Annotated in this window: 25 protein-coding genes; 17 read left to right on the forward strand and 8 right to left on the reverse strand. The window is 53.4% G+C overall.

The window, feature by feature from the left end:
- Window positions 1–14 precede the first annotated feature (14 nt).
- Entirely contained in the window at window positions 15–392 is a 378-nt protein-coding gene (locus AXA67_13870; GenBank protein ID KXJ40115.1) for a hypothetical protein, read from the forward strand.
- A gap of 27 nt (window positions 393–419) precedes the next feature.
- Here AXA67_13870 and AXA67_13875 read toward each other — a convergent pair whose 3' ends face one another.
- Window positions 420–611, reverse strand: a complete 192-nt coding sequence (locus tag AXA67_13875; GenBank protein KXJ40116.1) for a hypothetical protein — start codon at window positions 609–611, stop codon at window positions 420–422.
- Window positions 601–2391 (reverse strand): hypothetical protein, encoded by a 1791-nt coding sequence (locus tag AXA67_13880; protein KXJ40199.1) that lies wholly within the window; start codon window positions 2389–2391, stop codon window positions 601–603. The genes AXA67_13875 and AXA67_13880 overlap by 11 nt, the downstream gene beginning before the upstream one ends.
- 577 nt (window positions 2392–2968) lie before the next feature.
- Here AXA67_13880 and AXA67_13885 point away from each other — a divergent pair.
- Genes AXA67_13885 through AXA67_13900 form a run of 4 tightly spaced genes read left to right on the forward strand, consistent with a single transcriptional unit; the run spans window position 2969 to window position 7684 of the window.
- Window positions 2969–4291, forward strand: coding sequence for a formylmethanofuran dehydrogenase subunit B (locus tag AXA67_13885; GenBank protein ID KXJ40117.1), 1323 nt, complete (start codon window positions 2969–2971; stop codon window positions 4289–4291).
- A gap of 20 nt (window positions 4292–4311) precedes the next feature.
- The gene (locus tag AXA67_13890) at window positions 4312–5952 is read left to right on the forward strand and encodes a formylmethanofuran dehydrogenase subunit A (protein ID KXJ40118.1); all 1641 of its coding nucleotides are present in this window, start codon (window positions 4312–4314) and stop codon (window positions 5950–5952) included.
- Window positions 5953–5966: 14 nt separating this feature from the next.
- Entirely contained in the window at window positions 5967–6860 is an 894-nt protein-coding gene (locus AXA67_13895; GenBank protein ID KXJ40119.1) for a formylmethanofuran--tetrahydromethanopterin N-formyltransferase, read from the forward strand.
- Entirely contained in the window at window positions 6857–7684 is an 828-nt protein-coding gene (locus AXA67_13900; GenBank protein KXJ40120.1) for a hypothetical protein, read from the forward strand. Before AXA67_13895 ends, AXA67_13900 begins: the two co-directional genes overlap by 4 nt.
- Before the next feature lie 45 nt (window positions 7685–7729).
- Here the strand turns inward: AXA67_13900 and AXA67_13905 are convergent, their stop codons facing one another.
- From AXA67_13905 to AXA67_13930, 6 genes are all read right to left on the reverse strand, one after another.
- Complete coding sequence (locus AXA67_13905) at window positions 7730–8683, reverse strand: hypothetical protein (GenBank protein KXJ40121.1); 954 nt, start codon at window positions 8681–8683, stop codon at window positions 7730–7732.
- Between the two features lie 6 nt (window positions 8684–8689).
- Window positions 8690–9202 carry a hypothetical protein gene (locus tag AXA67_13910; GenBank protein ID KXJ40200.1) on the reverse strand — a complete coding sequence of 171 codons (513 nt, stop codon included), beginning with the start codon at window positions 9200–9202 and terminating at the stop codon, window positions 8690–8692.
- A gap of 192 nt (window positions 9203–9394) precedes the next feature.
- On the reverse strand, window positions 9395–10006 hold the full coding sequence (locus AXA67_13915) for a hypothetical protein (GenBank protein KXJ40122.1): 612 nt from the start codon (window positions 10004–10006) through the stop codon (window positions 9395–9397).
- 75 nt (window positions 10007–10081) lie between these two features.
- Window positions 10082–10516 (reverse strand): hypothetical protein, encoded by a 435-nt coding sequence (locus tag AXA67_13920; protein KXJ40123.1) that lies wholly within the window; start codon window positions 10514–10516, stop codon window positions 10082–10084.
- Complete coding sequence (locus AXA67_13925; protein ID KXJ40124.1) at window positions 10513–12003, reverse strand: aminopeptidase; 1491 nt, start codon at window positions 12001–12003, stop codon at window positions 10513–10515. Before AXA67_13925 ends, AXA67_13920 begins: the two co-directional genes overlap by 4 nt.
- A gap of 21 nt (window positions 12004–12024) precedes the next feature.
- Window positions 12025–12252, reverse strand: coding sequence for a hypothetical protein (locus AXA67_13930; GenBank protein KXJ40125.1), 228 nt, complete (start codon window positions 12250–12252; stop codon window positions 12025–12027).
- 187 nt (window positions 12253–12439) lie between these two features.
- Between AXA67_13930 and AXA67_13935 the strand changes: the two genes are divergently transcribed.
- From AXA67_13935 to AXA67_13990, 12 genes are all read left to right on the forward strand, one after another.
- The gene (locus AXA67_13935; GenBank protein KXJ40126.1) at window positions 12440–12709 is read left to right on the forward strand and encodes a hypothetical protein; all 270 of its coding nucleotides are present in this window, start codon (window positions 12440–12442) and stop codon (window positions 12707–12709) included.
- A 19-nt stretch (window positions 12710–12728) separates the two neighbouring features.
- Entirely contained in the window at window positions 12729–14132 is a 1404-nt protein-coding gene (locus AXA67_13940; GenBank protein KXJ40127.1) for a poly(A) polymerase, read from the forward strand.
- Window positions 14132–14635 (forward strand): 2-amino-4-hydroxy-6-hydroxymethyldihydropteridine pyrophosphokinase, encoded by a 504-nt coding sequence (locus tag AXA67_13945; protein KXJ40128.1) that lies wholly within the window; start codon window positions 14132–14134, stop codon window positions 14633–14635. Before AXA67_13940 ends, AXA67_13945 begins: the two co-directional genes overlap by 1 nt.
- On the forward strand, window positions 14622–15425 hold the full coding sequence (gene panB, locus AXA67_13950) for a 3-methyl-2-oxobutanoate hydroxymethyltransferase (protein ID KXJ40129.1): 804 nt from the start codon (window positions 14622–14624) through the stop codon (window positions 15423–15425). Before AXA67_13945 ends, panB begins: the two co-directional genes overlap by 14 nt.
- Before the next feature lie 16 nt (window positions 15426–15441).
- Window positions 15442–16287 (forward strand): pantoate--beta-alanine ligase, encoded by an 846-nt coding sequence (locus AXA67_13955; GenBank protein ID KXJ40130.1) that lies wholly within the window; start codon window positions 15442–15444, stop codon window positions 16285–16287.
- Window positions 16284–16904 carry a methylthioribulose-1-phosphate dehydratase gene (locus AXA67_13960; protein KXJ40131.1) on the forward strand — a complete coding sequence of 207 codons (621 nt, stop codon included), beginning with the start codon at window positions 16284–16286 and terminating at the stop codon, window positions 16902–16904. The genes AXA67_13955 and AXA67_13960 overlap by 4 nt, the downstream gene beginning before the upstream one ends.
- Window positions 16901–17461, forward strand: coding sequence for a cupin (locus AXA67_13965; GenBank protein ID KXJ40132.1), 561 nt, complete (start codon window positions 16901–16903; stop codon window positions 17459–17461). The genes AXA67_13960 and AXA67_13965 overlap by 4 nt, the downstream gene beginning before the upstream one ends.
- Window positions 17458–18132, forward strand: coding sequence for a haloacid dehalogenase (locus AXA67_13970; protein KXJ40133.1), 675 nt, complete (start codon window positions 17458–17460; stop codon window positions 18130–18132). Before AXA67_13965 ends, AXA67_13970 begins: the two co-directional genes overlap by 4 nt.
- A 52-nt stretch (window positions 18133–18184) precedes the next feature.
- Complete coding sequence (locus AXA67_13975) at window positions 18185–18589, forward strand: hypothetical protein (GenBank protein KXJ40134.1); 405 nt, start codon at window positions 18185–18187, stop codon at window positions 18587–18589.
- Window positions 18590–18678: 89 nt separating this feature from the next.
- Window positions 18679–20361, forward strand: coding sequence for an NADH-quinone oxidoreductase subunit F (locus AXA67_13980; protein KXJ40135.1), 1683 nt, complete (start codon window positions 18679–18681; stop codon window positions 20359–20361).
- A gap of 3 nt (window positions 20362–20364) precedes the next feature.
- The gene (locus tag AXA67_13985; protein KXJ40136.1) at window positions 20365–23142 is read left to right on the forward strand and encodes a formate dehydrogenase; all 2778 of its coding nucleotides are present in this window, start codon (window positions 20365–20367) and stop codon (window positions 23140–23142) included.
- A 236-nt stretch (window positions 23143–23378) separates the two neighbouring features.
- Entirely contained in the window at window positions 23379–25223 is a 1845-nt protein-coding gene (locus tag AXA67_13990) for a methanol dehydrogenase (protein KXJ40137.1), read from the forward strand.
- Window positions 25224–25548: the final 325 nt, after the last annotated feature.

Genomic DNA, 25548 nt, shown 5'->3' on the forward strand with positions numbered 1-25548 from the left:
AGGAGGGGGAATAAATGCGCAAATCTAATGCTTTCAAGCCCATTTCCGTGACACTGGCCATGGTCATGGGAGCCGTTTTCTCTTGTGGCGCAATTTTTTCTTCAACAGCCCAGGCGGCACCCGGAAAAAACCCAACAAAGCACGTAAAAAAGGAAAAGAAAATTGAAATCCGCAAGAAAGAAGAAGAGCGGATTGCGACGGAAGATTACGACAAATTCCGTCGCCAAAATATCAGGCTTGCCCAATACTATAAAGAGATGGCAAAAAGAGTACAAAAACAAGGCGGCGACCCGACACCGCTTCTGAAAGCGGCCGAGCATTTTCAGGCTAAGAACAAACTCAAACCCGCGGCAAAGCCAATTCGGCCAACCCCCAACAATCCAGAGCGCTGAAAAGCCATATTGATGGCCTGGTCTTAGCTATCTAAGCGCCAGGCCCCTTCCCGATTGGAGGGTGTCGCGAAAGCCCATCCTTGGACTTTTGCGACTCGGAATCGGAAAAGCGCGATTTTCCGATTCCTCCATTTTCAATGACTTATGGCCATCGAAAATGGCGATGCAGAGGCTGTCGCCTAATGCGACACCTTCGATTGGAAGGAATTTAATAAACATCCCGCAGATAGCGCTTGGCGCTCACCAGCCCATCCACATATTCCTCCGCCTGTTCGGTGGATTTGCCCCCCTGCTCGGCAATAATGTCAATCAAGGCTTGGTGTACATCCTTGGCCATCCTTTCCGCATCGCCACAGACATAAAAGCAAGCGCCTTCTTCCAGCCAGCCATAGAGCTCCTTGGCGTTTTCTAGCATTCGGTTTTGGACGTAGATTTTTCGCTCCTGATCGCGGGAGAAAGCCAGATCCAGGCGGGTCAGAAAGCCCTCCTCGTGCATTTTGTCCAGCTCCTCGCCGTAAAGATAATCAGTAGCCCGGTGCTGGTCGCCGAAGAACAGCCAGTTTTTGCCGCCGGCGCCGGTGGCGCGGCGCTCCTGGAGAAAAGCCCGAAACGGCGCCAAGCCGGTGCCGGGACCCACCATGATAATGGGCGTGTCGCCGCTTTCGGGTAGTCGGAAATTTTTGTTGGGCTGGACATAAACGGGGAGTTTTTGCCCTACCTCTGCCCGGGCAAGAAAATTGGAGCACACCCCTTCCCGGTCGCGATCGAAACTGTGGTAGCGGACCACCCCCACCAACAAATGCACCTGGTCTGGAAAAGCCTTGAGGCTGGAAGCGATGGAATAAAGCCGCGCCGGGATTTTGCGCAGTAGATTGGCAAAGTCCTGCGCCGAGATATCTCCCGGAGGATATTCCATGACCATATCGAGAATCTGCCGGCCCCAGGTATAGTCGCTGAAGGCCTGGGCATCGCAGGTTTCAAGGAAGGATTTTAACTCCCGGCTGCCCACCAGCTCAGCGTATTTTTCCATCACCGGCCGGCTTAGAGCGGTCACATCCAGGCGATCCAACAACGCTTGGCGCAAAGGCATTGTTTCCTTGCTGACGGTGACCTCTTCATCACCCGTCATCCCCAATGCTTTCAGCAGATCTTCCACATAGGCTGGGTTATTAGCGGGATACACCCCTAGCGCATCCCCAGGCTCATAAGTGACACCCGATTCCTTCAAGTCTATCTCGATATGCCGGGTCTCTTTGGCTGAACCTTCGCCATTGAGGTTGATGTTGACCATCACCGGCGCGGGATAGGGATTGGTCTTGCTGACCCCGCTTTTCTTTTTGGCGGCTGGCGCCGACGTTGCAGATGAAGCAGTCTCTCCGGCCAAGGATTGATAGGTTTCCAGCACTTGCTGCATCCATTCCTCGGCCGGTTCCTCGAAATCCACATCGGCATCCACCCGATCCATGATCCGTTGTGCGCCGGCCTTCTCCAGATATTCGTCGAAATCCTTGCCGGTTTTGCAAAAAAATTGATAACTGCTGTCGCCCAAGGCAAATACCGCATATTTCACCTTATCCAAAGGAGGGCCGGAATAGTTCTTCAGGTAGGCGTGGAGTTTTTCCGCCGCGATGGGTGGATCTCCCTCACCGTGGGTGCTGACAATAACAAACAGAAGCTGCTCTTTGTCCAGCTCCTCGGGATCGAAATCTTCCATGTCCATCAGGCGGGCGTTGAATCCCCGGGAAGAAGCCATTTCCATCAGGGTTTCCGCCAGTCCTTCCCCGTTGCCGGTATGGGAACCGTAGAGGATGGTCATCAGCGGCAGATCGGCTGGAGAAGGTCCCGCGGCTGCCGGCACTCCGGCGGGCATGCCGCTTAAAGCCGCGAAATATCCACTGAGCCAGGCGGCCTGGGTGGGCGCCAGGGGTTCCTTGAGCAGAGCGTTGAGATATTCCACCTGTTGCGGGGTCAACGGCGCCGAGGGTTGACCGGCCGGAATCTCACCGGGCACTGTGGTGGCGGGCGCTCGAGCAAGAAGGGTACCGTCCTCGCCGATGGGGCCTTCAATTTCCACTTCCAGATGCTTGGAAGAAGGCATGCCGGTACCGGCGGTATCGCCATCCATGAACAGACTGGAGACCGGCCCATAGGCCATGAAAGCCAATCCCGGGGTAGCGTCGTCCCCTTTACGCTCCTTGCAAGTGACGATCGCTTCGATGCCGTTGCCGGATTTGAGGCGGATACGGTCCCCTTTTTTCAATCCCAACTTCGCCATGTCCTCACGGTGCAGTTCCACCGTGGATGTCTCGTTGACGTAATCCTTCTTCAATTTACCGGCATTGAGGGATGTGCCCTGCCGGCTGGTGCGGACGGGAACCAGGGTTATGCGTTCGGCCATACGTTTTCTCCAGGCGAAATTGAAATTTCAATCAAGCATAAAAAATATCCTCGCTGGGGACAAGCTTATTGTTACTTCTTGATAAACTAATTGTTGAAAAATGCCCTTACATTGGTTACAAAGACAGGGTGAGAAATAAATTTCCGAATCCACTTGCCCACTCCCAGGGGAGAAAACGATGAGCGAAGCAAAAACCATTGAAAATGCCGTATGCACCTTTTGCGGTTGTGTTTGTGACGATATTGAGTTGGAAGTCGCCCCCGATGGCAAAAGCATCAAAAGGGCGGGCAATGCCTGTGAACTGGGGCGGGCCTGGTTTTTGGAACACAAAATCGAGGATTACCCCATGGCACTGGTGGACGGTCAGGAAGCCACGGTCGAGGAAGCCGTCGATGCCGCCGCCCGTATTTTAGTGGAAGCCAAATTTCCGGCCATTTACGGTCTGAGCGATACCACTTGCGAGGCACAGAAGGAAGCGGTTGCCATCGCCGATTATGTCAATGGCAATATCGATACCACGACATCCGTCTGTCATGGCCCCAGCGGCATGGCATTCCAAGGAACCGGCGAGAGCACCGCCAGCCTGGGCGAAATCAAAAACCGTGCCGATTTCATTATGTATTGGGGCGGCAACCCGGTGGAAGCCCATCCCCGCCATTTCGAGCGCTATTCCGCCAAGGCCAAGGGGATTTACCTGCCCAACGGCCGCGCCGACCGCACCATTGTGATGGTGGATATCCGCAAGACCCGCAGCGCGTCGGAAGCCGATATTTTTCTTCAAGTCAAGCCGGGCACCGACTTTGAAGTGTTGTGGGCGTTGCGGGCATTGGTGCGCGGCAAGTATGTGGATGAAACCATCGAAGAGCGCACCGGCATCCCGCTGGAAACCTTGCAGGATCTGGTGGAGCGGATGAAGAACTGTAACTTCGGCGTGATCTTCTTCGGCATGGGTCTGAGCATGACCCGGGGACGCCATTTCAATGTCGCGGCGCTGCTGGCGTTGGCGACCGATTTGAATGCTTACACCCATTTTGTTGCCAACCCGGTGCGGGGGCACGGTAACGTGACCGGCGCCGATAACGTGGTTTCCTGGCAGACCGGCTATCCTTTCGGCGTCAATTTCAACCGCGGCTATCCCCGCTTCAATCCCGGCGAGTTCACTACCGTGGATGTCCTGGCCCGGGGCGACGCCGACGCGCTGATAGTGATTGCCAGCGATCCGGCGGCCAATTTTCCCCGCAAGGCCATCGAGCACTTGAAATCCATTCCGGTCATCACCCTCGACCCCAAACCCACCCGCACCAGCCAGGAAGCCAAAGTCGCCTTTACGGTAGCCACTTACGGCGTCAACGTGCCGGGTACGGTGTACCGCATGGACAATGTCCCCCTTCCCTTGCGGCCCGCGTTCGAATCCCCCTACCCGACCGACGAAGAAATCCTGCGGGCGATCAAGGAGAAGATATGCGAATTGAAAGGCATCCAGCGCAAGAATGTGGCTTGACTACTACGAAAAGGTAATCCATGGCATCCGAGCTCAAAATCAAGAACGGTAAAGTTTACGATCCCATCAACGGCATCAACGGGGAAATCCGGGACATCTGCATCCGTGACGGCAAAATCGTCGATAGCGTCTCAGACGATGCGACCGAACTGGATGCCAGCGGCATGGTCGTCATGCCGGGCGGCGTGGACATGCACTGTCACATCGCCGGCCACAAGGTCAACCTGGCCCGGAAGTTCCAGCCCGAGGACCATCGCCACGATGTGCAACCAAGGGTGGGCGGACTGCGTTCCGGTTCCGGCGGCACGGTGCCCTCCACCTTCGCCACCGGCTACCGCTACGCGACCTTGGGCTACACCACGGCCATGGAAGCGGCCATCCCCCCCTTGGGCGCGCGCCATGCCCTGGAAGAACTGCACGATACCCCGGTCATCGACAAGGGTTTTTATTTGCTCTTGGCCAATAACGTCTGTCTGAACCAATTATTGGAACAAGGGCGGATGGACGAATTCCGCGATGCGGTGGCGTGGTGGTTGACCCATTCCAAGGCCTATGCCATCAAGCTGGTCAACCCGGGCGGCGACGAACCCTGGAAAGGACGCAAGAATTCCAACGTTCACGACCTCGATCAACCCATCAGCGGGTTTGATTTGACACCCCGCAAGATTATCAAGGCCCTGATTGATGTCAGCAACGATTTGGGACTGCCCCACCCCGCCCATATCCACTGCAACAACCTGGGCCACAGTGGCAACTACAAAACCACTCTGGAAACCATGAAAACCGCCGACGGCCGCCGCGTTCACATCACTCACATCCAATTCCACAGCTATGGCGGCGAACTGGGCAAAAACCCCACCTCGGCCGCGAGGGAAATCGTCGATTACATCAACGAGCACCCCAACATCAGCGCCGACGTGGGCCAGGTGATGTTCGGCAAGGCCACCATCATGACCGCCGACGCGCCCTTGACCTGGCTGCTGCGCAACATGAAGAAGGACAAATGGATCAATGCCGACACCGAATGCGAAAGCGGTTGCGGCATCATTCCGTTTTCCTATCAGGAACATGTTTACACTCACGCCCTGCAATGGGCCATCGGTCTGGAGCTATTCCTGCTGTCCAAGGACCCATGGCGCATGGTGCTATCCACCGACCACCCCAACGGCGGCTCGTTCGAAAATTACCCCAAGCTCATCAAACTGTTGATGGACAAATCCTTCCGCGACGAGGAAGCCAAAAAAGCCAACCCCAAGGCCATCGCCAACACCAGCCTGCTCGATATCGACCGGGAATTCACCCTGCAGGAAATCGCCATCGTCACCCGCGCCGGCCCCGCCAGATTATTGGGGCTGAAGAACAAAGGCCACCTCGGTATAGGCGCCGACGCCGATGTCACCATCTACGACGAAATGGAGGATAAAGAGGCCATGTTCAATGCCGCCCGTTATGTATTGAAAGGCGGCCAGTTTTTCATCAACAACCACGAATTCTGCTTCGATTATGAAGGCAGCGTCTATCACGTGGCGCCGGAATATAACCGGGAAATCGAAACCGTGCTCAAACCCTTCTTCGAGGATTATTATTCGGTGCAATTCGAAAACTACCCGGTGGATGACCGTTACATCGCCCACGGTGTCACCGTACCAACGACTCAATAATACACAATCACACTATGTTCATTGAATCGACAGAAATCATAGATACCTTTGCCGAAGCCTTCGCCATGTGGGGCAGCCGCGTCGTCATCACCGGGGAAACCGAGAAATGGGCCATGGCGGCGGCCCGCTCCATGACCGGCTTTGCCACCTCGGTCATCGGCTGTAAATGCGAAGCCGGCATCGAACGTAAAATCCCCGCGGAGGAAACCCCGGACGGCCGCCCCGGCGTCAGCGTGCTGCTCTTTGCCGGCAGTCCCAAGGGGGTGGGCAACCGGTTGGTGGAGCGTATCGGCCAATGTGTGATGACCTGTCCCACCACCGCTTGTTACAACGGCCTGGAAGCTGACGAAACCGTCAATGTTGGGGGAAAGCTGCGTTACTTCGGGGATGGCTACCAGGCCAGCAAGGTGCTGGGCAACACCCGCTTGTGGCGCATTCCGGTGATGGAGGGCGAATTTGTCATAGAAGAATCCTTTGGCGTCCAGCCCGCCGTCGGTGGCGGTAATTTCCTGGTGCTGGGACAAAATTTGACCGCCACCCTCAATGCGGTGGAAGCGGCCGTCGAGGCCATGCAAGTGCCGGGGGCGATTCTGCCTTTTCCCGACGGCGTGGTCCGCAGCGGCAGCAAACCGGGCTCCCGGTACAAGGCCCTGCCCGCTTCCACCAACGATGCTTATTGCCCCTCCCTGCGAGGACAGGTTCCCGAAACCTGTTTGCCGGATTCGGTTTCCTGCGTCCTGGAAATCGTGATTGACGGTCTGGATGAAAAAGCCGTGGCTGAATCCATGCGCCGAGGCATCCAAGCCGCGGCAGGTGAAGGCATCGTTCAAATCACCGCCGGCAACTACGGCGGCAATCTGGGCCAGTTCCACTTACATCTCCACGAAATCTTGCAAGGTGGATCATGAGATTAACACTGCATACCGCACCCGATGTACCCTTGGAAGCCGAGGTAATCTGTCCCGACCAGTTGCTGGGCAAAAGTCCGGAAGAAGTCGCCAAATTGGCGGTCTTTCATGGCAACGACAAAGCAACCCTGGGGGATTTTTTCTCCGTACATGGGAAAGTCCAAGACGACACCATCACCGTCGAGGGCGACCTGGGCAAGGTCAAGTTGATTGGCAGTGGCATGTCTCAAGGCCGTTTACGCATCGAAGGCAATGTCGGCGCCCATCTGGGCGCGGAAATGTCCGGCGGCGAAATCACCGTGACCGGCAACGCCGGCGACTGGGTGGGCCGGGAAATGTCCGGCGGCCGCATCACCATCAAGGGCAACGCCGGCCATATGGTCGGCAGCGCGGTGCGCGGCACCGCGGTCGGCATGCTGGGCGGCGAAATCATCATCCACGGCAGCGCCAGAAACGAAGTGGGCAACGGCATGCGCCGGGGGCTTATCGCCATTGGCGCCGGCAGTGGCGATTTCACCGGCGTCAACATGAAGGCTGGCACCATCGTGGTCCTGGGAGAAATGGGCCAACGTCCCGGCGCCGGCATGGTCCGCGGCACCATCATCACCACCCAACCCGTCACCCTACTCCCCACCTTCAACTATGACACTACCTACCGTCCTCCCATTATCAGAACCATCCTCCTGTATCTGCGCAAACAAGGCTTCACGATTGAAGATGACTATCTTAACGGTTCTTATCAGCGTTGGAGCGGGGATTCGATTGAATTGAATAAAGGTGAGATTTTGGTTTTTTCTGACGGCAATACAAAGTACGAAGATTAGTGCCGCTATCAAGACATATGTACCCGATACACAATGGATTGGAAATCAGGAAGAACCCATTCGATGGCATTTATTCACATACACACAGTTTAGCAATTGTTGCCGGAAGTCTTGCGGTATTCTTGATGTGGAAATGATTTCAACTCGACTATCAGTAGAGGCTTGGCAAGGATGGCTTTCAAAGGAACCATCGGCGATATTGAATAGATACCAGCCTTTTTCGGTGAAAAATATGCCTTTGATTCGCTCTGGCTGGATGGACATCAAAAGTGTTTCTAAACAAGCAAAATTAAACTGATGCCTTCTGTCGAATGTAAATCCGCGGGTTTGAAACGGTTGTTGAGTGGTTGCGCGGTTGTGCGCATGGGGAAACTTGGCGGTTCTGTCAGCGCGGCTGGCTAAATCCAACCATGCAAGTTCCAGTTGCGCGTTGATGGTTTCAGAAATCACGGTTTTCGGTGGCCGGCAGGCTTGGGCATAGGCATTAAACCGGTTCACATCTTCTTCGTTGGCCAAGTCAGTTTTATTGGCAATCAGAATGTCCGCCAACTGCATTTGATCAACGAAGTTTTCGTTGCTGAGGTAACGTTTATCCGATAGTTTTCTTGGATCAACCAGGCAGATGCTTGCCCTGACATCCAGAGTCTGCCTGAAAAAACCGGTATTGAGCATGTCCAATACTTTTTGGGGATGTCCGAGCCCTGTCGGTTCTATCAGCAATCGGTCGGGACGGGTTTCCCTCAACAGCCTGTTGATGGCGGTCTGGAAAGGCAGGCCGACTGCGCAGCAAAGGCATCCGCCTGGAATTTCCTTGATGACGGCGCCCGATTTGGCATAGATCGCGCCGTCTATGCCAATTTCTCCAAATTCATTGACCAATACCGCCCACTTTTGTCGCCGGGGCTTCTGGCGAAGCAGGTTCAATATTGCGGTAGTTTTGCCAACGCCCAAAAAACCTAAAATAAGATTGGTGGGCACCTGCTGAATGAGCGTTGGCATTGAAGGTTATTCTTCCAGGATTTTTGCATGCTCAATGATGACGGGTTCAACTGGTACATCGCTGTAAGGACCTTTGCGGCCGGTTTGAACCTTGGCGATTTCATCCACCACATCCATGCCCTCCACGACTTTGCCAAAGACGGCATAGCCCCATCCCTGTGGGGTCTTGTTTTGGTAGTTGAGAAAGTCGTTATCCACCAGATTGATAAAAAATTGCGCCGTGGCTGAATCAGGATCGGAGGTGCGGGCCATGGCGATTGTACCGTGGTCGTTTTCCAGACCATTGTCCGCTTCGTTTGGGATCGGAGGATGAGTCGCTTTTTGTTGCAGATCCGCTGTCATGCCACCACCTTGAATCATGAAATTGGGAATAACCCGGTGAAAGATGGTGCCGTCATAGAAACCTTCTTTCACGTAAGTCAAAAAATTCTCCACCGTTTTGGGGGCTTTTTCGGGATACAGTTCCACGACAACTCGGCCTTTTGTCGTTTCAAGCGTTACTTTAGGGTGTTGCGTCATGGTGGCTCCTTTTGATTGTGATGCTGTGGCCGGCGTCTTTGACGAATTGGCCTTGTCCGCACAGGCCTGGGTAAGGGCGGTTAGGATAAAAAGAAAAAGAATGGAGAATAGTTTAAAAGCCGGATAGGGTTGTTTTTTCATTAACATTTCCTTTTGGCAAGCTAAAATAGGGCTTTGGGAGGTTTTTCTTGATCAGGATTTGGGCGGGTGAAAAGGTTGGCCCCACGTTCCAAAATGCACCAGCTCTTCCAATGTCTTGCGTTCCCTTGGGGTTAATTCCCTTTCCTTGAGATCCTCTTCCAGCTGATCTGGGTTACCAGGCCAGCCAACGGCAATCACGGTTTTTACGATGTATCCTTCCGGAACCCCTAAAGCCAGACCCAATTCTTCTTTTTTGAATCCAGCCATTTGGTGGGTTGCCAAGCCTGACGCCGTCGCTTGCAGGCAGAAACTGGCATTGGCTTGGCCCAGGTCATGTTCGGCATAGCCATTGGGCCTCTTATCTTCAAGATAAGGATACGTGATAGCGACTACGAAGAGCGGAACGTGACGGTTCCAGCGCTGATTGACAGGCACCAAATGATCGAAAACGATTTGCCAGGACTGGGGATTTTGAAAACGATCGGCCACAATAAACCGCCATGGTTGGGCATTGTAGGTGGAGGCCGACCAACGGGCCGCTTCCAGGCAGGAAGTCAGCAGCTCGATCGGTACCGGCCGCTCAGGATCAAAAGCTCTCGGGCTCCAGCGTTGAGCAATGAGAGGGTGAACCGGGGCCTGAATATTTAATCGTTGTTGCGCCATGGATGATCCTTTATCCGTTGGTTAATCGAGGCTGTATAGAATGCACAAAAATTGTACTCGTTATCCCGCGTTCTGTCAGGACTCAATCTTGTGGGTATGAAGTTCCGCCTCTTGTTCCTGGTAAATCCGATATTTTTTGCGCCCGGCTTGGCGTATTTCCGGCACCTCATTGATGACTTCGGCAATCCGGTGGATTTGTTGCCAGTTTTCAGGCGGATTGGGATTCAAATTGATCAGCAGCTCATCGAATGACTCCGGCGCCTCACTGGTACCGATGACGATTGGGACCATAGGGTCATTGGGATAATTCTCGGCTAAAATATGGGGAATGAAACTTCCCTGGCGGAAGGTCCATAGCAAATCGTCGAGAATCTTTGCCTCGGTATCATCGGCAGCCAGGATGAAAACCTTGTGACCGGTTCGGTAGGCTTTTTCGGCAATCCGGCAGGCATAAGCACGCCGGGTATGCGGATCTTGGCCCGGGAGCAGATAAAAGTCCACCCGGGTCATGTTTCTACTTGGGAAAGTAGAAACTCGCTCAATAACGGCACGGGACGGCCCGTTGCGCCCTTGTTGGCGCCGGAGTTCCAGGCAGTGCCGGCAATATCCAAATGAGCCCAGGTAAAATTCTCGGTAAACCGGGCCAGAAAACAGGCAGCGGTGATAGCGCCCGCATTTCTGTCGCCAATATTGGGCATATCGGCAAAGTTGGATTTGAGTTGCTCCTGGTATTCCTCCCACAACGGCATCCGCCAGGCCCGGTCCAAAGCATTTTCGCCCGCTTCGAGCAAGGCTTTGGCCAGATCGTCGTTATTGGAGAACAACCCCGTCGCATGTTTGCCCAAAGCGATCACGCAAGCGCCGGTGAGGGTGGCGATGTCGATGACTTTTTGGGGATTGAAACGCCCGGTATAGGTCAAGGCATCACAAAGGATAAGCCGGCCTTCCGCGTCGGTATTGAGGATTTCCACGGTTTTGCCGGCCATGGTTTTCACGATATCTCCAGGTTTGACGGCCTGGCCGTCGGGCAGATTTTCCGAGGAAGGAACGACTCCTACCACATTCAGCGATAAATCCAACTGGGCGATGGTCTTCAAAGTACCCAGCACGCTGGCGCCCCCACACATATCGTATTTCATTTCATCCATGGTTTGGGAGGGCTTGAGAGAAATCCCGCCAGCATCGAAGGTCAGCCCCTTCCCCACCAACGCAATCGGCTGGTCCTTGGCCTTGCCGCCCTTGTATTCGAGCACAATCAGTTTGGCCGGCTGGCGGCTGCCTTTGGAAACCGCCAATAAAGCCCCCATGCCCAGCTTTTCCATGTCGGATTCTTCCAGAACCTGGACCTTGAGTTTGCTGTACTGATCCGCTAATTTCAATGCCGTTTCGGCCAGGTATGTGGGGGTACAAACATTACCCGGAAGATTGGCCAAGTCTTTACATAGCCGCATCCCTTCGGCAATGGCATGACCTTCTTCCATGCCTTTGTCAGCTAATCGGGATTCTTCCTTATCCTTACAATGCAAAAGAAGCTGATCGAGCTTCGGCAGATCGCCGGGTTCGGATTTGAGCTCGGTAAAACGGTAACAAGCATCCTGGAATAATAAAGCTGTCTGGCGGGCTTTCCAACCGCAATCATGGTTGTCAACCGGCACTTCCAACAAGGTGGATAAACCCTGTTTGACCGGAGAATCCGCAATCTTTTTTGCCGCCGCTGACAACGCTTTGCAGTATTTTTTTGCGTTCAGATCCGTCTTCTTGCCCAAACCAACCAGAAGCAGGCGGTCGGCTTTGCAACCGGGCAGCTGGTGTAATAAGAGAAGATCCCCGGGCTGACCCTTAAAATCCTCTTGCTTGATAATTTTCCTGACCAGGCCGTCACTGAGAGCATCGATATGTTCGGCGCTTTCCGTCAATTTGTTTTTTTCGTAAACGCCGGCAATCAAGCATGGGACGCGTTTTTTCTCTATGGCGCCAGTATGGGTGGCAAAATTCATGGGGTATTTCCTTATGGGGTATCAATTATTGGCTTGAGCAGTCTCTTCCGGAGCAGTGGGTTGGTTGTCTTCGGGGACAGCCAGGCGGGATCCGAAAAACATGGAAATATAAACAAGCACCCCAAGCAGGATAACGTTCACTAAACCGGGAAGACGGCCAAACGCCAGGATAAAAAAATCGATCACAAAGATGGCGGTCATTGCCGGGTGGGCCAGGAACTCTTCAGGTTTGAACTTGATCTTAAACATAAATACCTCCTCTCACATATGGTTTTACGAAATGGGAATAAAGCAGTAAGCATATTAATTATAAGGGATGTTTCCGATTGCATCACAGACGTTTTTGGTTAGACATAAGAATCGGCCCCCATACGATTTTTCCGGGCCCTTGGTAATGTGATAGGATTTTTCTAATTCAACCGGATGGAGCACTGTGATGACTGAACGAGAGAAACTGCGCGAAGGCCTAGAAGCATTAAGAAGCGAAATTAAAAATCTACAAGGCACGGACGCAGCAAGCAAGCAAAGATTGGAAGACTTGGCCGAACGCGTGGAAAAACAGCTGGCGAAAACTGGCGAAAAAAACGAACATCACAACCTAATCCAGGAGCTTGAAGAAGAAATCATGCGGTTTGAAGTGGCGCATCCCCGGCTGACAGCGATTATCAACGATCTAATGGTTACATTGAGCAACATGGGGATTTGAACGAAACGCCCGTGATATTATCCAACATTTACACACCAGACGATTAACTTTGCCGATTCTGAATTTAGTCAAAAAACTTTTCAAACAGGACAGTTCCGGCCAATCATCGGAAAAAATCGTGTCTCATCCCAGGATTTATGCCCGGCCGGAACACACGATTTCCAGATCGCAGATTAGCCCCAATGCCTTAAAGGTACTCTATCGCCTGAAAAAAGGAGGCTATAGAGCTTGTCTGGTGGGAGGCTGTGTGCGGGATCTTTTGCTCGGGCGGGAGCCTAAAGACTTTGACGTGGCGACAGATGCCCGGCCCGAGGAAGTCAAAGCCCTGTTTCGCAATTGCCGCTTGATAGGACGCCGTTTCCGTCTGGCCCACGTGCGCTTTGGCCGGGAAATCATTGAAGTGGCGACATTCAGAGCGGGCCTGCCGAGAGGCCAAGGGGACGATTGGGCGCAGGAAGAAGCAACCGGCCGTTTGCTGCGGGATAATGTCTACGGCACCATAGAAGAAGACGCCTGGCGGCGGGATTTTACCGTTAACGCCCTCTACTACGATATAAAAGACTTTTCCGTCGTGGACTATGTGGGCGGTATGGAAGATCTTCACAGCGGAGTGCTCCGTTTGATTGGCGATCCTCAGGTGCGGTTTCGTGAAGATCCTGTCCGGATGCTTCGGGCAATTCGTTTTATGATCAAGTTGGGCTTTAAGCTGGATCCTTCCCTTGAAGTCCATCTCAAGCCATTCGCGCCCCTATTGCAAGATATTCCCCCAGCCCGCCTTTATGATGAAGTTCTGAAAATGTTCATGGGCGGTTATGCCGTGCAAACCTTTGAACTACTGCGCCATTATGAGCTGTTTTCCCCACTGTTTCCGGCAACAGAACAAGCGTTAAGCCTGGAAGAGCAAGGCTTCCCCCTGGTGTTTTTGGCCCACGCCCTGGAAAATACCGACAAACGCTTGGCCGAAGGTAAAATTGTCACGCCTTATTTCCTGTATGCGGCTTTGTTGTGGGAACCGGTACGCCTGACCGCCAAGCAACGGGAAATGCTGGGTACACCGCCAGTGGTCGCCATGCAGGAAGCTGCGGGGGAGGTACTTTCTGAGCAGGTGAAACACGTGGCAATCCCCCGCCGTATCAGTTTGCCCATGCGCGAGGTTTGGAATCTACAACCCCGATTTGAACAGCGCCGGGGCGCCCGCCCCTTTCGCTTGTTGAGCCATCCGCGATTTCGTGCTGCCTATGATTTCCTGGTTCTGAGGGGGCAATCAGGAGAGGCGGAGCCTGAACTGGTAGACTGGTGGACCCGTTTTCAAACCGCACCGGAAGGTGAACGCAAAAAAATGCTGGAAGGGCCGCGCCGCAAAACCCGCCGACGCCGTTCAAGGCGAAAATCCGCTACCAAGCAATCCTCTCCTCAGGAATAATGGAAACCACTATTGCCTATATTGGTCTGGGCAGCAATCTTAATCATCCGGTTGAGCAAATTAAACAGGCGCGGGCAGCCATTGCCAACTTGGAAAGCACCCAGGAAAAGCGCTTTTCCAGCCTGTACCGGACCGACCCCATGGGCCCCGATCAGCCGGATTATATTAATGCCGTGATGGCTGTGGAAACCTGCCTGTCTCCCGAGGCATTATTGACCCGTTTGCAAAACATAGAGCGGGATCAAGGCCGGGTGCGCCGTGGCGACAGATGGGGGCCAAGATCCCTGGACCTTGATATACTCTTGTTTGGCCGCTACTGCATCCGCACCGAGCGGCTTACCATCCCCCATTATGGTATTGCCGAGCGGGCTTTTGTCCTCTACCCTTTGGCGGAAATCGCCCCTCCTGATCTACTTATTCCCGGCAAAAGCCTATTGAGTGACCTTCTGCGCCGTTGTCCCCCGGAGGGGATTCAGCGCCTGGGAGAAAATGACGATGTCTAAGTTTTTGACCGTCGCAGATCTGAAACAATTAAAACAAACGGGCGAGAAAATCGCTTGCCTGACAGCCTATGATGCGACTTTTGCCAAGACATTAGACGCTGCCGGGGTTGATATCCTGTTGGTAGGTGATTCGCTGGGCATGGTTATACAGGGGCAATCGACAACCTTACCGGTGACCCTGGATTACATGGTCTATCACACCGCCTGCGTCAATCGCGGACGTGAGCGGGCACTGTTGATTGCCGATTTGCCGTTTATGACCTGCTGGTCCCCGGAAGCCGCGCTGCAAAGCGCCGCCCGGCTGATCCAGCAAGGTGGCGCGGAGATGGTCAAACTCGAAGGTGGCCGTCACCGTAGGGATGCCATCCGCTTGCTGGTTCAGGAAGGGATTCCGGTATGCGGCCATCTAGGCTTGCTGCCGCAATCCATTCACCGTTTGGGAGGCTATAAAGTTCAGGGAGTCGCACCTCACGATGCCGAGAAATTGCTGGAAGAAGCTTGCTTGCTGGAAGAGGCAGGCGCAGAGCTGCTGGTGCTCGAATGTATTCCCGCCACTTTGGCCCGGGCAATTACCATGGAAATAACCATTCCTACCATCGGCATTGGCGCGGGACCCGATTGTGACGGCCAGGTGCTAGTGCTATACGACATGCTGGGATTGACCATCGGCAAACCCCCACGCTTCGTGAAGGATTTTCTTGCCGGCGCTGGAGATATCAACTCTGCCGTGTCTGCATACGTGGCCGCGGTTAAGTCCGGGCAATTTCCTTCTCCGCAACACAGTTATTAGCGCAACTGACAGCCTGATGCACTGGGTTAGCACCGAAACCAATTTACGCAGACAGCTTGATGCCTGGCGCTGCTCAGGCGACACTATCGCCCTGGTGCCGACCATGGGTAATCTGCATCCCGGCCATCTGAGTTTGGTGGAAACCGCAAAAGCAAGAGCAAACCGGGTGGTGGTCAGTATTTTCGTGAATCCCTTGCAGTTCGGACCCAACGAGGATTACGCCCGTTATCCCAGGACTCTGGAGGCAGATCGAGAAAAATTAGCAAATTGTGGCGTGGATTTGTTGTTTTCTCCACCGGTGGAAGAGATTTATCCCCAAGGATCAAAAAAGACTACTTATATCGAAGTGCCGGGGCTGTCTGATATCCTTTGTGGCGCATCGCGTCCAGGCCACTTTAGAGGTGTGGCGACGGTAGTTGCCAAGCTATTCAATCTGGTGCAGCCCCATCTTGCCGTCTTTGGTGAAAAGGACTTTCAACAACTGTTGGTCATTCGGAAAATGGTGGCGGACTTGAATTTTCCGGTAGAGATTATTGGTGCGCCCATTGTCCGGGAAGCCGATGGTTTGGCCATGAGTTCGCGCAATCAATACCTTTCGTCACAGGAAAGGAAAGTGGCGCCAAGCCTGTATCAGGTATTATGCGAAACAAGATCTGCCATCAAAGCGGGGGAACAGGATTACTACCGGCTTGCCAAGGCGCAAACAGCCAAATTGCGCCAACTGGGTTTCGACCCGGATTATTTCTCAATTCTGCGCGCCCATGATTTGGGCGAACCTTCACCAGGGGATTCCCCTTTGGTCATTCTGACGGCAGCAAAATTGGGCCAGACCCGTCTGATTGATAATTTGGTGGTCTCGTGACGATAGAAACGGAATTTCAACAGCGCGCCAAAGAACTCATCGACGTGGGCAAAGTTTTGCATCACCAAGGATGGGTGCCCGCCACCAGCGGCAATTTCTCTGCCCGTTTATCTGATGGCAGCATTGCAATCACTGTTTCCGGACGGCATAAGGGGCGCTTGACCATAGAAGATTTAATGCGGGTAGATACCCAAGGGCAATCCCTTGATGGGCGCAGGCCTTCAGCGGAAGCCGCACTGCACCTGGCCCTCTACGCCCGCTTTCCAGCCATTCAATCGGTGCTGCATCCCCATTCGCCAGCGGCGATTTTAGCCTCCCGCCTGTTTAAGAATAAGGTGATCTTGGAAGATCATGAATTGCTGAAAGCCTTGGAAGGCATCGATACCCACGAGCACCGGTTGATTGTGCCCATCTTCGCCAACGATCAGGACATCCCCAGGTTGGCCAACAAAATCAATGATTATATTGACCGGCATGGCGACATTCTGGCCTATATCATCGCTGGCCACGGTTTTTATACCTGGGGCCGGAGCGTAGAAGATGCAATGAGGAGCGTGGAGGCGTTAGAATTCATGTTCGATTGCGAGACTAGATATTACGGAGTGAAACCTTTATGAGCATTTTGACGGTGCATTCAGAAACCGCTTTTGAACCGTTTGAGCGTTATACCGATCATTCAGAGATCGCTACCCGCCTGGACCGGATCGGAATCTTGTTTGAGCGCTGGAAAACGGACCGCCCCTTGAATGAAAAGGATGATTCCGAGGCGATTTTGGCGGCCCATAGTGATTCCATCGAGCGTTTGAAGCAGCAATACGGCTTCCAGTCGGCGGATGTGATCCGAGTTTCGCCAGACCATACAGACAGAGAAGCGCTCAGACAAAAATTCCTTTCCGAGCATACCCATAGCGATTTTGAAGTGCGGTTTTTTGTCGGTGGCCGGGGTCTGTTTTACCTCCATCCTGATGACAAAGTGTACATCGTGCTATGCGAAGCCGGCGATTTGATCAGCGTGCCGGCTGGAACGCGGCACTGGTTTGACATGGGCGCCCTACCGGATTTGAAGGTAATCCGCCTTTTCACCACCCCTGAAGGTTGGGAAGCTCAATATACTGGCAGCGATATTGCAGACCGTTTTCCAAAATTTGAAGAATATATGCAGCGCTGCGGATGACCAGAGCGATAGTCACCGATATCGAAGGGACGACTTCTTCCTTGAGTTTTGTCAAGGATGTCTTGTTCCCCTATGCCCGGGAAAGACTTTCCGGCTTTGTCGCTAAAAACCAAGATGATCCCAAGGTCAAGCCACTGCTGGAAGAGGTGCGTCAGCTGGTTGGCAGAGAAATGACCGTGCCGCAGGTCATTACCCAATTGCTGCATTGGAGCGACGCCGATAAAAAGATAGCGCCCTTAAAAGCCATTCAAGGCATGATTTGGGAAGAAGGTTATCAAAAGGGCGACTTCGAGGGCCACGTTTATCCCGATGCCGTGGAACAGCTTGGTCTTTGGCGGGAACAGGGCATTCAGCTTTATGTGTATTCATCAGGCTCTGTAGCGGCCCAGAAACTGTTGTTTTCCCATACCGAATGGGGTGATTTGACGCCGATATTCTCCGGTTTTTTCGACACCCGGACCGGATCCAAGAAAGATTCAAGCTCGTATACAAAAATTGCCCACACTATTGGCTTCCCCGCCCGTGAAATTTTGTTTCTTTCCGATATCAAAGAAGAACTGGAAGCCGCCGCGCAAGCAGGCATGGAAGTTTATTGGCTGGTACGGGAAGGTGAACTGGATCCCAACGCGCCTTTTCGGCAGGTGCGTGATTTTAGTCAAATCGAAGTCTAACTGCTAAGTGGTAGAATTTAATAGATCTAAGTACTTTTGATTAGGAGTAGAAATGTTTGCACTAAAGCACGGGATAATCGCAGGATTAGTGATGTTGAGTATTGCCGGGTGCGCCAGCCAGGGCGAGAAACAAGTGACACAGGCGTCTCAGCAAGCCCAGGCGAAACCCCTGGTGAATAACTTCCCCACCCAGGCGCGGGTGGAATACGTGTTCCAATGTATGCGCGATCATGGCGGGCAAAATTATGACAACCTGTACCACTGCAGCTGTAAAATGGATGAACTGGCCAAACAGATGGATTATCAGGAATATTCAGAAGCCATTGTCTTCAAGAACCTTAAGTCCATGCCCGGCGAGCGCGGCGGACTTTTCCGCGACCCCCCCCAATCGAAGACCTTGCGAAACAAGCTGAAACAGGTAGAAGAAGCCGCCGAAGCTCATTGTTTCCTAAAATGAAATTAACATGCAAACAATAAGCGTTTGAATTCCTAATGGCTCTCTGTATATCCTTGCAAGGATAAATCACTACTGTGCAGGTAGGTTATATGGCTGTGGAACGGGTAAAAGGCGGCAAGAAAAAAAGACGGGTAGCGCGGGGCAGGCCTGTAGATCTCCAAGCGTTGGAGCAAGTGCGATCCCTACTGGGAGATGCGCCGCGGCGACGGGATTTGTTGATAGAGCATCTTCACAAGATTCAGGATGCTTTTAAGCATATCCACGCCAAACATGTTGTGGCCCTGGCTCATGAAATGAAATTGTCACCAGCGGAAGTCTACGAGGTTGCCAGTTTCTATCATCACTTCGATGTGGTTAAGGAAGGCGAAACTCCACCGCCGCCTTTGACTATCCGGGTTTGTGATTCGGTGACCTGCGAAATGCACGGCGCCAAGGCTTTGCTGGAAGCATTGCAACAAGGCTTGGGGGAAAGCCGGGTGATCACCGCGCCTTGCGTGGGACGTTGTCAGCATGCCCCTGTCGCCATCGTGGGCCAAAATCCCGTCGATCAGGCCAACGCGGAAAAAGTGAAGGCGGCAGTGGAAAACGGTGCAGTTGAAGCGCAACTACCTGCGTATATCGATTACCAGGCGTATCGTTCCAAGGGCGGATATACGCTGCTCAAGTCATGTCTAGATCAAGGCAAAGACCCGGAGACAGTGATTGCCGCGATGAAAGATTCCGGTCTTCGGGGGCTGGGTGGCGCCGGATTCCCGGCAGGCGTCAAATGGGAAATCGTCAAGAAACAGCCTGAGCCTCGATTAATGGCGGTGAATATCGACGAAGGGGAACCCGGCACTTTCAAGGACCGCCATTATCTGGAATCCGATCCCCACCGTTTTCTCGAAGGTATGCTGATTGCCGCATGGGCCGTGGGTATTCAGGAAATCTATATTTATCTGCGGGACGAATATCCTGCCTGCCGCAAGATCTTGCAAACAGAATTGGCCAAGCTCCAGGCCGATCCGCCTGTGCAAGCCCAATTGCCGCCCATTCATTTGCGCCGCGGCGCCGGGGCTTATATTTGCGGAGAAGAGTCGGCCATGGTGGAATCCATCGAAGGCAAGCGCGGCATGCCCCGCTTGCGGCCACCCTATCTAGCGGAAGTGGGGTTATTTGGCCGCCCAACCCTGGAACACAACATGGAAACCCTGTATTGGGTACGCGATATTGTAGAAAGAGGCCCTGATTGGTTCACCTCCCACGGCCGTCATGGACGCAAGGGCCTGCGCTCCTTCTCGGTATCCGGGCGGGTGCAAAAACCTGGCGTACACTTGGCGCCGGCGGGGATTACCGTCAAGGAACTGATTGAGGAATACTGCGGCGGCATGCTGCCTGGGCACGAATTTTACGGCTATTTCCCCGGGGGCGCGTCTGGCGGTATCTTGCCAGCGTCTTTAGGGGACATTCCCCTGGATTTCGATACCCTCAACCCTTACGGCTGCTTTATCGGCTCGGCGGCGGTCATCATTTTCTCCCACCACGACAGTGCCAAGGCATTGGCATTGAATGCGACCCGCTTCTTTGAAGATGAGTCCTGCGGTCAATGTACCCCATGCCGCGTGGGTACCGCCAAGGCGGCGCTTTTGATGGAACGGGGTGAATGGGACCAGGAGCGATTGGAGGATTTGTGCCAAGTGATGGCCGATGCGTCCATTTGCGGCCTTGGCCAAGCGGCGCCAAATCCCATCCGTTGTGTTTTTAAATATTTCCCTCAAGAGTTGGAGCGCTGAATTATGGCTGCCAATCCCGATTTTGTGAAAGAATTGAAAACCCTCAAATTTACTCTGGACGGTCAGGAAATTACTGCAGTCGAAGGGGAAACCATACTCGAAGCCGCCAAACGGCACGGTATCGAGATTCCCCATCTTTGTTACAAAGAAGGAATGCGCGCGGATGGCAACTGCCGTGCCTGCGTGGTGGAAATTGAAGGCGAGAGAGTGTTGGCGCCTTCCTGCTGCCGGGCGCCAAAAGAAGGCATGACTGTCAAGGCACGGAGCGAGCGCGCGGAAAAATCCCAAAAAATGGTGCTGGAACTGCTCTTGGCGGACATGCCCGATCAGGGGAAATCCCCTTACCGCGATGATTCCGAATTGGACTATTGGGTACAGAAATTGGACGTGGGTACGCCTCGCTATCCTTCCCGCAGCCAGCCCGCCCCTGATTTATCCCATCCCGCCATGGCGGTCAACTTGGACGCCTGTATCCAGTGCACTCGCTGTGTGCGCGCCTGCCGCGAGGAGCAAGCCAATGACGTGATTGGTTATGCTTTCCGGGGCGCGGCGGCCAAGATTGTTTTCGACCTGGATGATCCCATGGGGGATAGCACTTGCGTGGCTTGCGGTGAGTGTGTTCAAGCCTGCCCAACGGGTGCCTTGATGCCGGCGGGCGATGTGGGGCATCTGCCGGTAGACAAAAAAGTGGATTCCACTTGTCCTTATTGCGGGGTTGGTTGCCTGTTGACCTATAACATCCGTGACAACCGTATTCTCTATGTGGAAGGGCGCAATGGAGAAACCAATCACAGTCGCCTGTGCGTCAAAGGCCGTTTTGGCTTTGATTATGTCCATAATCCCTATCGTCTTACCAAGCCCTTGATTCGCAAGGAAGACGCTGCTAAAACCACCGAACTATTGGATCCCGATAATCTTTATGATGTCTTCCGTGAAGCAACCTGGGAAGAAGCACTGGATTTTGCCGCTGGCGGATTGAAACAAATCCGCGATCGGCATGGCCCCAAAGCCTTGGCTGGCTTTGGGTCGGCCAAGGGAAGCAATGAAGAGGCCTACCTGTTTCAAAAGCTGGTGCGTACCGGCTTTGGCAGTAACAATGTCGATCACTGTACCCGCTTGTGCCACGCTTCCTCGGTGGTGGCTTTGCTCGAATGCATCGGTTCCGGGGCGGTGTCCAATCCCGTGGCGGATGTGATGAAAGCGGAAGTAATTGTCATCATTGGCTCCAACCCCACTGTCAATCACCCGGTCGCGGCGACTTGGATCAAGAATGCGGTCAGAGACGGCGCCAAGTTGATTGTGATGGACCCCATCCGCACCGAAATTTGCCGTTTTGCCGAATATTCATTGCAATTCAGGCCGGATACCGATGTTGCCCTGCTCAATGGCATCATGCATACCATTGTCGAGGAAGGGCTGACTGACCAGAATTACATTGACCAATGGACCGAGGGCTTTGAGCGGCTAAGTCAACATTTGAAAGAATATCCCCCGGAAAGGGTTTCGCCTATTTGCGGCATACCCGCCGAGACCATCCGTGAAGTCGCCAGGCTGTATGCCACATCCAAGGGTTCAATGATTTTGTGGGGCATGGGTATCTCCCAACACATCCATGGCACCGACAATGCCCGCTGCCTGATTTCCATGGCATTGATGACGGGACAGATCGGTCGCCCCGGGACGGGTCTTCACCCGCTGCGGGGGCAAAATAACGTCCAGGGGGCGTCTGACGCGGGATTGATACCCATGGTGTTCCCCGATTACCAAAAGGTGGATGATCCTCAGATCCGGCAAAAATTCGAACAGCTTTGGAATAGCCCGTTGGACCCTCAACCCGGTTTGACCGTGGTGGAAGTTCTGCACGCGATTGATGCGCAGCAAGTGCGCGGAATGTACATCGAAGGAGAAAATCCGGCTATGTCAGACCCCAATGTTTCCCATGCCCGGGCAGCGTTGGCCAAGCTGGATCACTTGGTGGTTCAAGACATTTTTCTAACCGAAACCGCCGGTTTTGCCGATGTCATATTGCCAGCCTCGGCTTTCCCGGAAAAAACCGGCACCTTTACCAATACCGACCGTAGGGTACAGCTGGGCCGTCAGGCAATTAATCCCCCTGGAGAGGCACGCCAGGATTGGTGGATTATCCAGGAAATCGCCCGGCGTATCGGATTGGACTGGAATTATTCCGGTCCCACCGAAGTATTTAACGAAATGCGCCAGGCCATGCCGAGTATTGCAGGGATCACCTGGGAACGTCTAGAGCAAGAAGATTCGGTTATCTACCCCTGTGAGAAAGAAGGCGATCCAGGGGAACCTGTGATTTTCACCCAAGGCTTTCCAACGCCATCGGGCCGGGGCAAAATGGTGCCGGCCAAATTTATTCACGCCGCGGAAATGCCAGATGAGGAATATCCTTTTGTCTTTATCACCGGACGGCAACTGGAACATTGGCATACAGGCAGCATGACCCGCCACGCGGCTGTACTTGATGCCATCGAGCCTGACCCGATCGCGGTCATCCATCCTGAAGATTTGGCGGCAATTAGCGTGGAGCCCGGTGGGCTTATTACGTTAGAATCGCGCCGCGGCAGAGTTTCCGCCTATGCCCGACCAGATATCGGCATGCAGCGGGGGACAGTGTTTATGGCGTTTTGTTACAATGAGGCGGCTGCCAACCTGCTCACTAATGAGGCGCTGGATCCTGATGCCAAAATCCCTGAGTTCAAGTTTTGCGCCATCAAAGTGCATCCAGGGGGGCAACCGGGGAAACGAATCCATTAATTTTTGAGTGCCGGGTATGATTGTGTTATCACGCAAACCTAACCTTGCGCATGGAAATAGCAACGAAAGGGTTGATGAAGACAGTCCTTTCTTGACTTTTAGGGCAAAATCCTTCAATTTACTGCCCTAAGGATTGACCGGGAAAAGTCATGGCAGTGTTTAGGAAAATTTCCTATTCACAAAGACCGATTCCGTGTCAGTGACTTACCATCAGCAAAAACAATGAGGAGGATCACATGAAGAAACCCTTGAAGAATGGCCTGATCGCAGCGGCTGTCATGTCGGTGTTAGCTGTGCCTGGGGTGCAAGCGAACCAAGAAGTCATCAGACTGAGCAAAAACGCATCCAACTGGGCGATTTGGGGCGGTAATTATTGGGGTACCCGCTACAGCGAACTGGATCAAATCAACAATAAAAATGCTGGGAATTTAGCGCCGGCATGGACATTTTCTACTGGCAAATTGAAAGGCCACGAAGGCGGACCGTTATTTATCAACGGTGTGCTTTACGTTCATACACCATTCCCCAATAAAGTTTTCGCGATTGATCCGAAGGATCAGCACATTATCTGGGCGTATGAACCAACCCAGGATGCTGATGAAACCATCCCGGTCATGTGTTGTGACGTGGTCAACCGTGGTCTGGCCTACGGGGATGGCAAAATCATTCTCCAACAAGCCGACACGACTTTGACCGCCCTGGACGCCAAAACCGGTAAAGTGGTTTGGCAAGTGAAAAACGGCGACCCCAAAGTCGGGATGACCAATACCAACTCACCCTTGGTAGTCAAGGACAAGGTGCTGACTGGTATCTCTGGTGGTGAGTTCGGGGTTCGCGGTTTTATTGCGGCCTATAACCTCAAGGACGGCAAGCTGGCATGGAAGATGTACAGCACCGGTCCAGATAAAGAAGTGGGCCTGGACCCCAAGAAAACCATGACCTGGATGGGAAGCGAAAAAGGCTTGCAGCCGGTCGGCAAGGATTCTAGCCTGAAAACCTGGGAAGGGGATCAATGGAAAATCGGTGGCGGTACTACCTGGGGTTGGTACAGCTATGATCCGAAATTGAATTTGATCTACTACGGCTCTGGGAACCCCGGCACCTGGAATCCTGTACAACGTCCTGGCGACAACAAGTGGTCTATGACCATTTGGGCACGCGATGCTGACACCGGCGTTGCCAAGTGGGTCTATCAAATGACGCCACACGACGAATGGGACTACGACGGCATCAACGAAATGGTGCTGGCGGATCAAAAAATCAACGGCAAAATGCGCAAAACCCTGGTGCATTTCGACCGTAACGGTTTTGCCTACACCCTGGACCGTGAAACTGGTGAATTGCTGGTCGCGGAAAAGTACGACAAAGCGGTTAACTGGGCCAAGGAAGTCAACAAGAAAACTGGCCGTCCCGTGGTCGATCCCAAGTACAGCACCGAGGAAAACGGCGAGGACGTCAATACCGAAGACGTTTGTCCCGCAGCCTTGGGTTCCAAGAACCAAGGTCCCGTGGCTTATTCACCACGCACCGGTTATTTCTATGTGCCAGGCAACCATGTGTGCATGAACTACGAACCTTTCGAGGTTGAATACACACCGGGTCAGCCTTATGTGGGCGCCACCTTAACCATGTTCCCAGCGGGACGCGACGTTAAGACCGGCAAAAAGAACGGTTCCAGCAATCTGGGTGTGTTCACCGCATGGGATGCCAAGACCGGTAAAATTGTCTGGTCTTACGATGAACCTTTCTCGGTTTGGAGCGGTGTGTTGGCCACCAAAGGTGACATCGTAGTTCACGGTACCCTGGAAGGCTATCTGAAAGTCCGTGATGCCAAAACCGGTAAGGAACTCTACAAGTTCAAGACCCCATCCGGCATCATCGGTAATCCCAACACCTGGAAGTTCAACGGCAAGCAATACATTGGTGTCTTGTCTGGCCTGGGTGGTTGGGCTGGTATCGGCATGGCCGCTGGCCTGGAAGAAGATACTGAAGGTCTGGGCGCTGTGGGCGCATACCGCTCTTTGGATAAATTCACCCAGTTGGGCGGCGTGCTGACGACTTTCGCTTTGCCGAAAAAGTAAGTTAGCTTTAGCGCTTTAATAGGAATGGCCCTGGCCGGGTTTCTGGCCGGGGCTTTTTTATATACCTAAATTTTGCAAGTGATTCGAGCACCGAGGGTGTCAAGCTCACCACCTATCAATTTGCTTTTTCGGAGGCGGGGAAGGGGCTGCCGGACCGAAATACGTCCATGAATTTAGGCCCGGAGCGGCCATCCATGGCCGCCCACAGCCCCTTCCTCCGCCTCCTCTGCGGAACTGATAGGTGGCAAGGATGTCAAGCAAGGCCTTGGGCAAGGCGGCAAGCCAATTTCGCGCAGGCGTAACAGCGCTACTTCGAGCATAAAAT

Source organism: Methylothermaceae bacteria B42 (genome assembly GCA_001566965.1).
In the GTDB taxonomy this organism is placed as follows: domain Bacteria; phylum Pseudomonadota; class Gammaproteobacteria; order Methylococcales; family Methylothermaceae; genus Methylohalobius.

What these genes read in the sequence shown, in the direction of transcription:
- AXA67_13870 (KXJ40115.1), top strand. Translation starts at nt 15, where the DNA reads ATGCGCAAATCTAATGCTTTCAAGCCCATTTCCGTGACACTGGCCATG.
- AXA67_13875 (KXJ40116.1), bottom strand. Translation starts at nt 611, where the DNA reads ATGTTTATTAAATTCCTTCCAATCGAAGGTGTCGCATTAGGCGACAGC.
- AXA67_13885 (KXJ40117.1), top strand. Translation starts at nt 2,969, where the DNA reads ATGAGCGAAGCAAAAACCATTGAAAATGCCGTATGCACCTTTTGCGGT.
- AXA67_13890 (KXJ40118.1), top strand. Translation starts at nt 4,312, where the DNA reads ATGGCATCCGAGCTCAAAATCAAGAACGGTAAAGTTTACGATCCCATC.
- AXA67_13895 (KXJ40119.1), top strand. Translation starts at nt 5,967, where the DNA reads ATGTTCATTGAATCGACAGAAATCATAGATACCTTTGCCGAAGCCTTC.
- AXA67_13900 (KXJ40120.1), top strand. Translation starts at nt 6,857, where the DNA reads ATGAGATTAACACTGCATACCGCACCCGATGTACCCTTGGAAGCCGAG.
- AXA67_13905 (KXJ40121.1), bottom strand. Translation starts at nt 8,683, where the DNA reads ATGCCAACGCTCATTCAGCAGGTGCCCACCAATCTTATTTTAGGTTTT.
- AXA67_13910 (KXJ40200.1), bottom strand. Translation starts at nt 9,202, where the DNA reads ATGACGCAACACCCTAAAGTAACGCTTGAAACGACAAAAGGCCGAGTT.
- AXA67_13915 (KXJ40122.1), bottom strand. Translation starts at nt 10,006, where the DNA reads ATGGCGCAACAACGATTAAATATTCAGGCCCCGGTTCACCCTCTCATT.
- AXA67_13920 (KXJ40123.1), bottom strand. Translation starts at nt 10,516, where the DNA reads ATGACCCGGGTGGACTTTTATCTGCTCCCGGGCCAAGATCCGCATACC.
- AXA67_13925 (KXJ40124.1), bottom strand. Translation starts at nt 12,003, where the DNA reads ATGAATTTTGCCACCCATACTGGCGCCATAGAGAAAAAACGCGTCCCA.
- AXA67_13930 (KXJ40125.1), bottom strand. Translation starts at nt 12,252, where the DNA reads ATGTTTAAGATCAAGTTCAAACCTGAAGAGTTCCTGGCCCACCCGGCA.
- AXA67_13935 (KXJ40126.1), top strand. Translation starts at nt 12,440, where the DNA reads ATGACTGAACGAGAGAAACTGCGCGAAGGCCTAGAAGCATTAAGAAGC.
- AXA67_13945 (KXJ40128.1), top strand. Translation starts at nt 14,132, where the DNA reads ATGGAAACCACTATTGCCTATATTGGTCTGGGCAGCAATCTTAATCAT.
- panB (KXJ40129.1), top strand. Translation starts at nt 14,622, where the DNA reads ATGACGATGTCTAAGTTTTTGACCGTCGCAGATCTGAAACAATTAAAA.
- AXA67_13955 (KXJ40130.1), top strand. Translation starts at nt 15,442, where the DNA reads ATGCACTGGGTTAGCACCGAAACCAATTTACGCAGACAGCTTGATGCC.
- AXA67_13965 (KXJ40132.1), top strand. Translation starts at nt 16,901, where the DNA reads ATGAGCATTTTGACGGTGCATTCAGAAACCGCTTTTGAACCGTTTGAG.
- AXA67_13970 (KXJ40133.1), top strand. Translation starts at nt 17,458, where the DNA reads ATGACCAGAGCGATAGTCACCGATATCGAAGGGACGACTTCTTCCTTG.
- AXA67_13975 (KXJ40134.1), top strand. Translation starts at nt 18,185, where the DNA reads ATGTTTGCACTAAAGCACGGGATAATCGCAGGATTAGTGATGTTGAGT.
- AXA67_13980 (KXJ40135.1), top strand. Translation starts at nt 18,679, where the DNA reads ATGGCTGTGGAACGGGTAAAAGGCGGCAAGAAAAAAAGACGGGTAGCG.
- AXA67_13985 (KXJ40136.1), top strand. Translation starts at nt 20,365, where the DNA reads ATGGCTGCCAATCCCGATTTTGTGAAAGAATTGAAAACCCTCAAATTT.
- AXA67_13990 (KXJ40137.1), top strand. Translation starts at nt 23,379, where the DNA reads ATGAAGAAACCCTTGAAGAATGGCCTGATCGCAGCGGCTGTCATGTCG.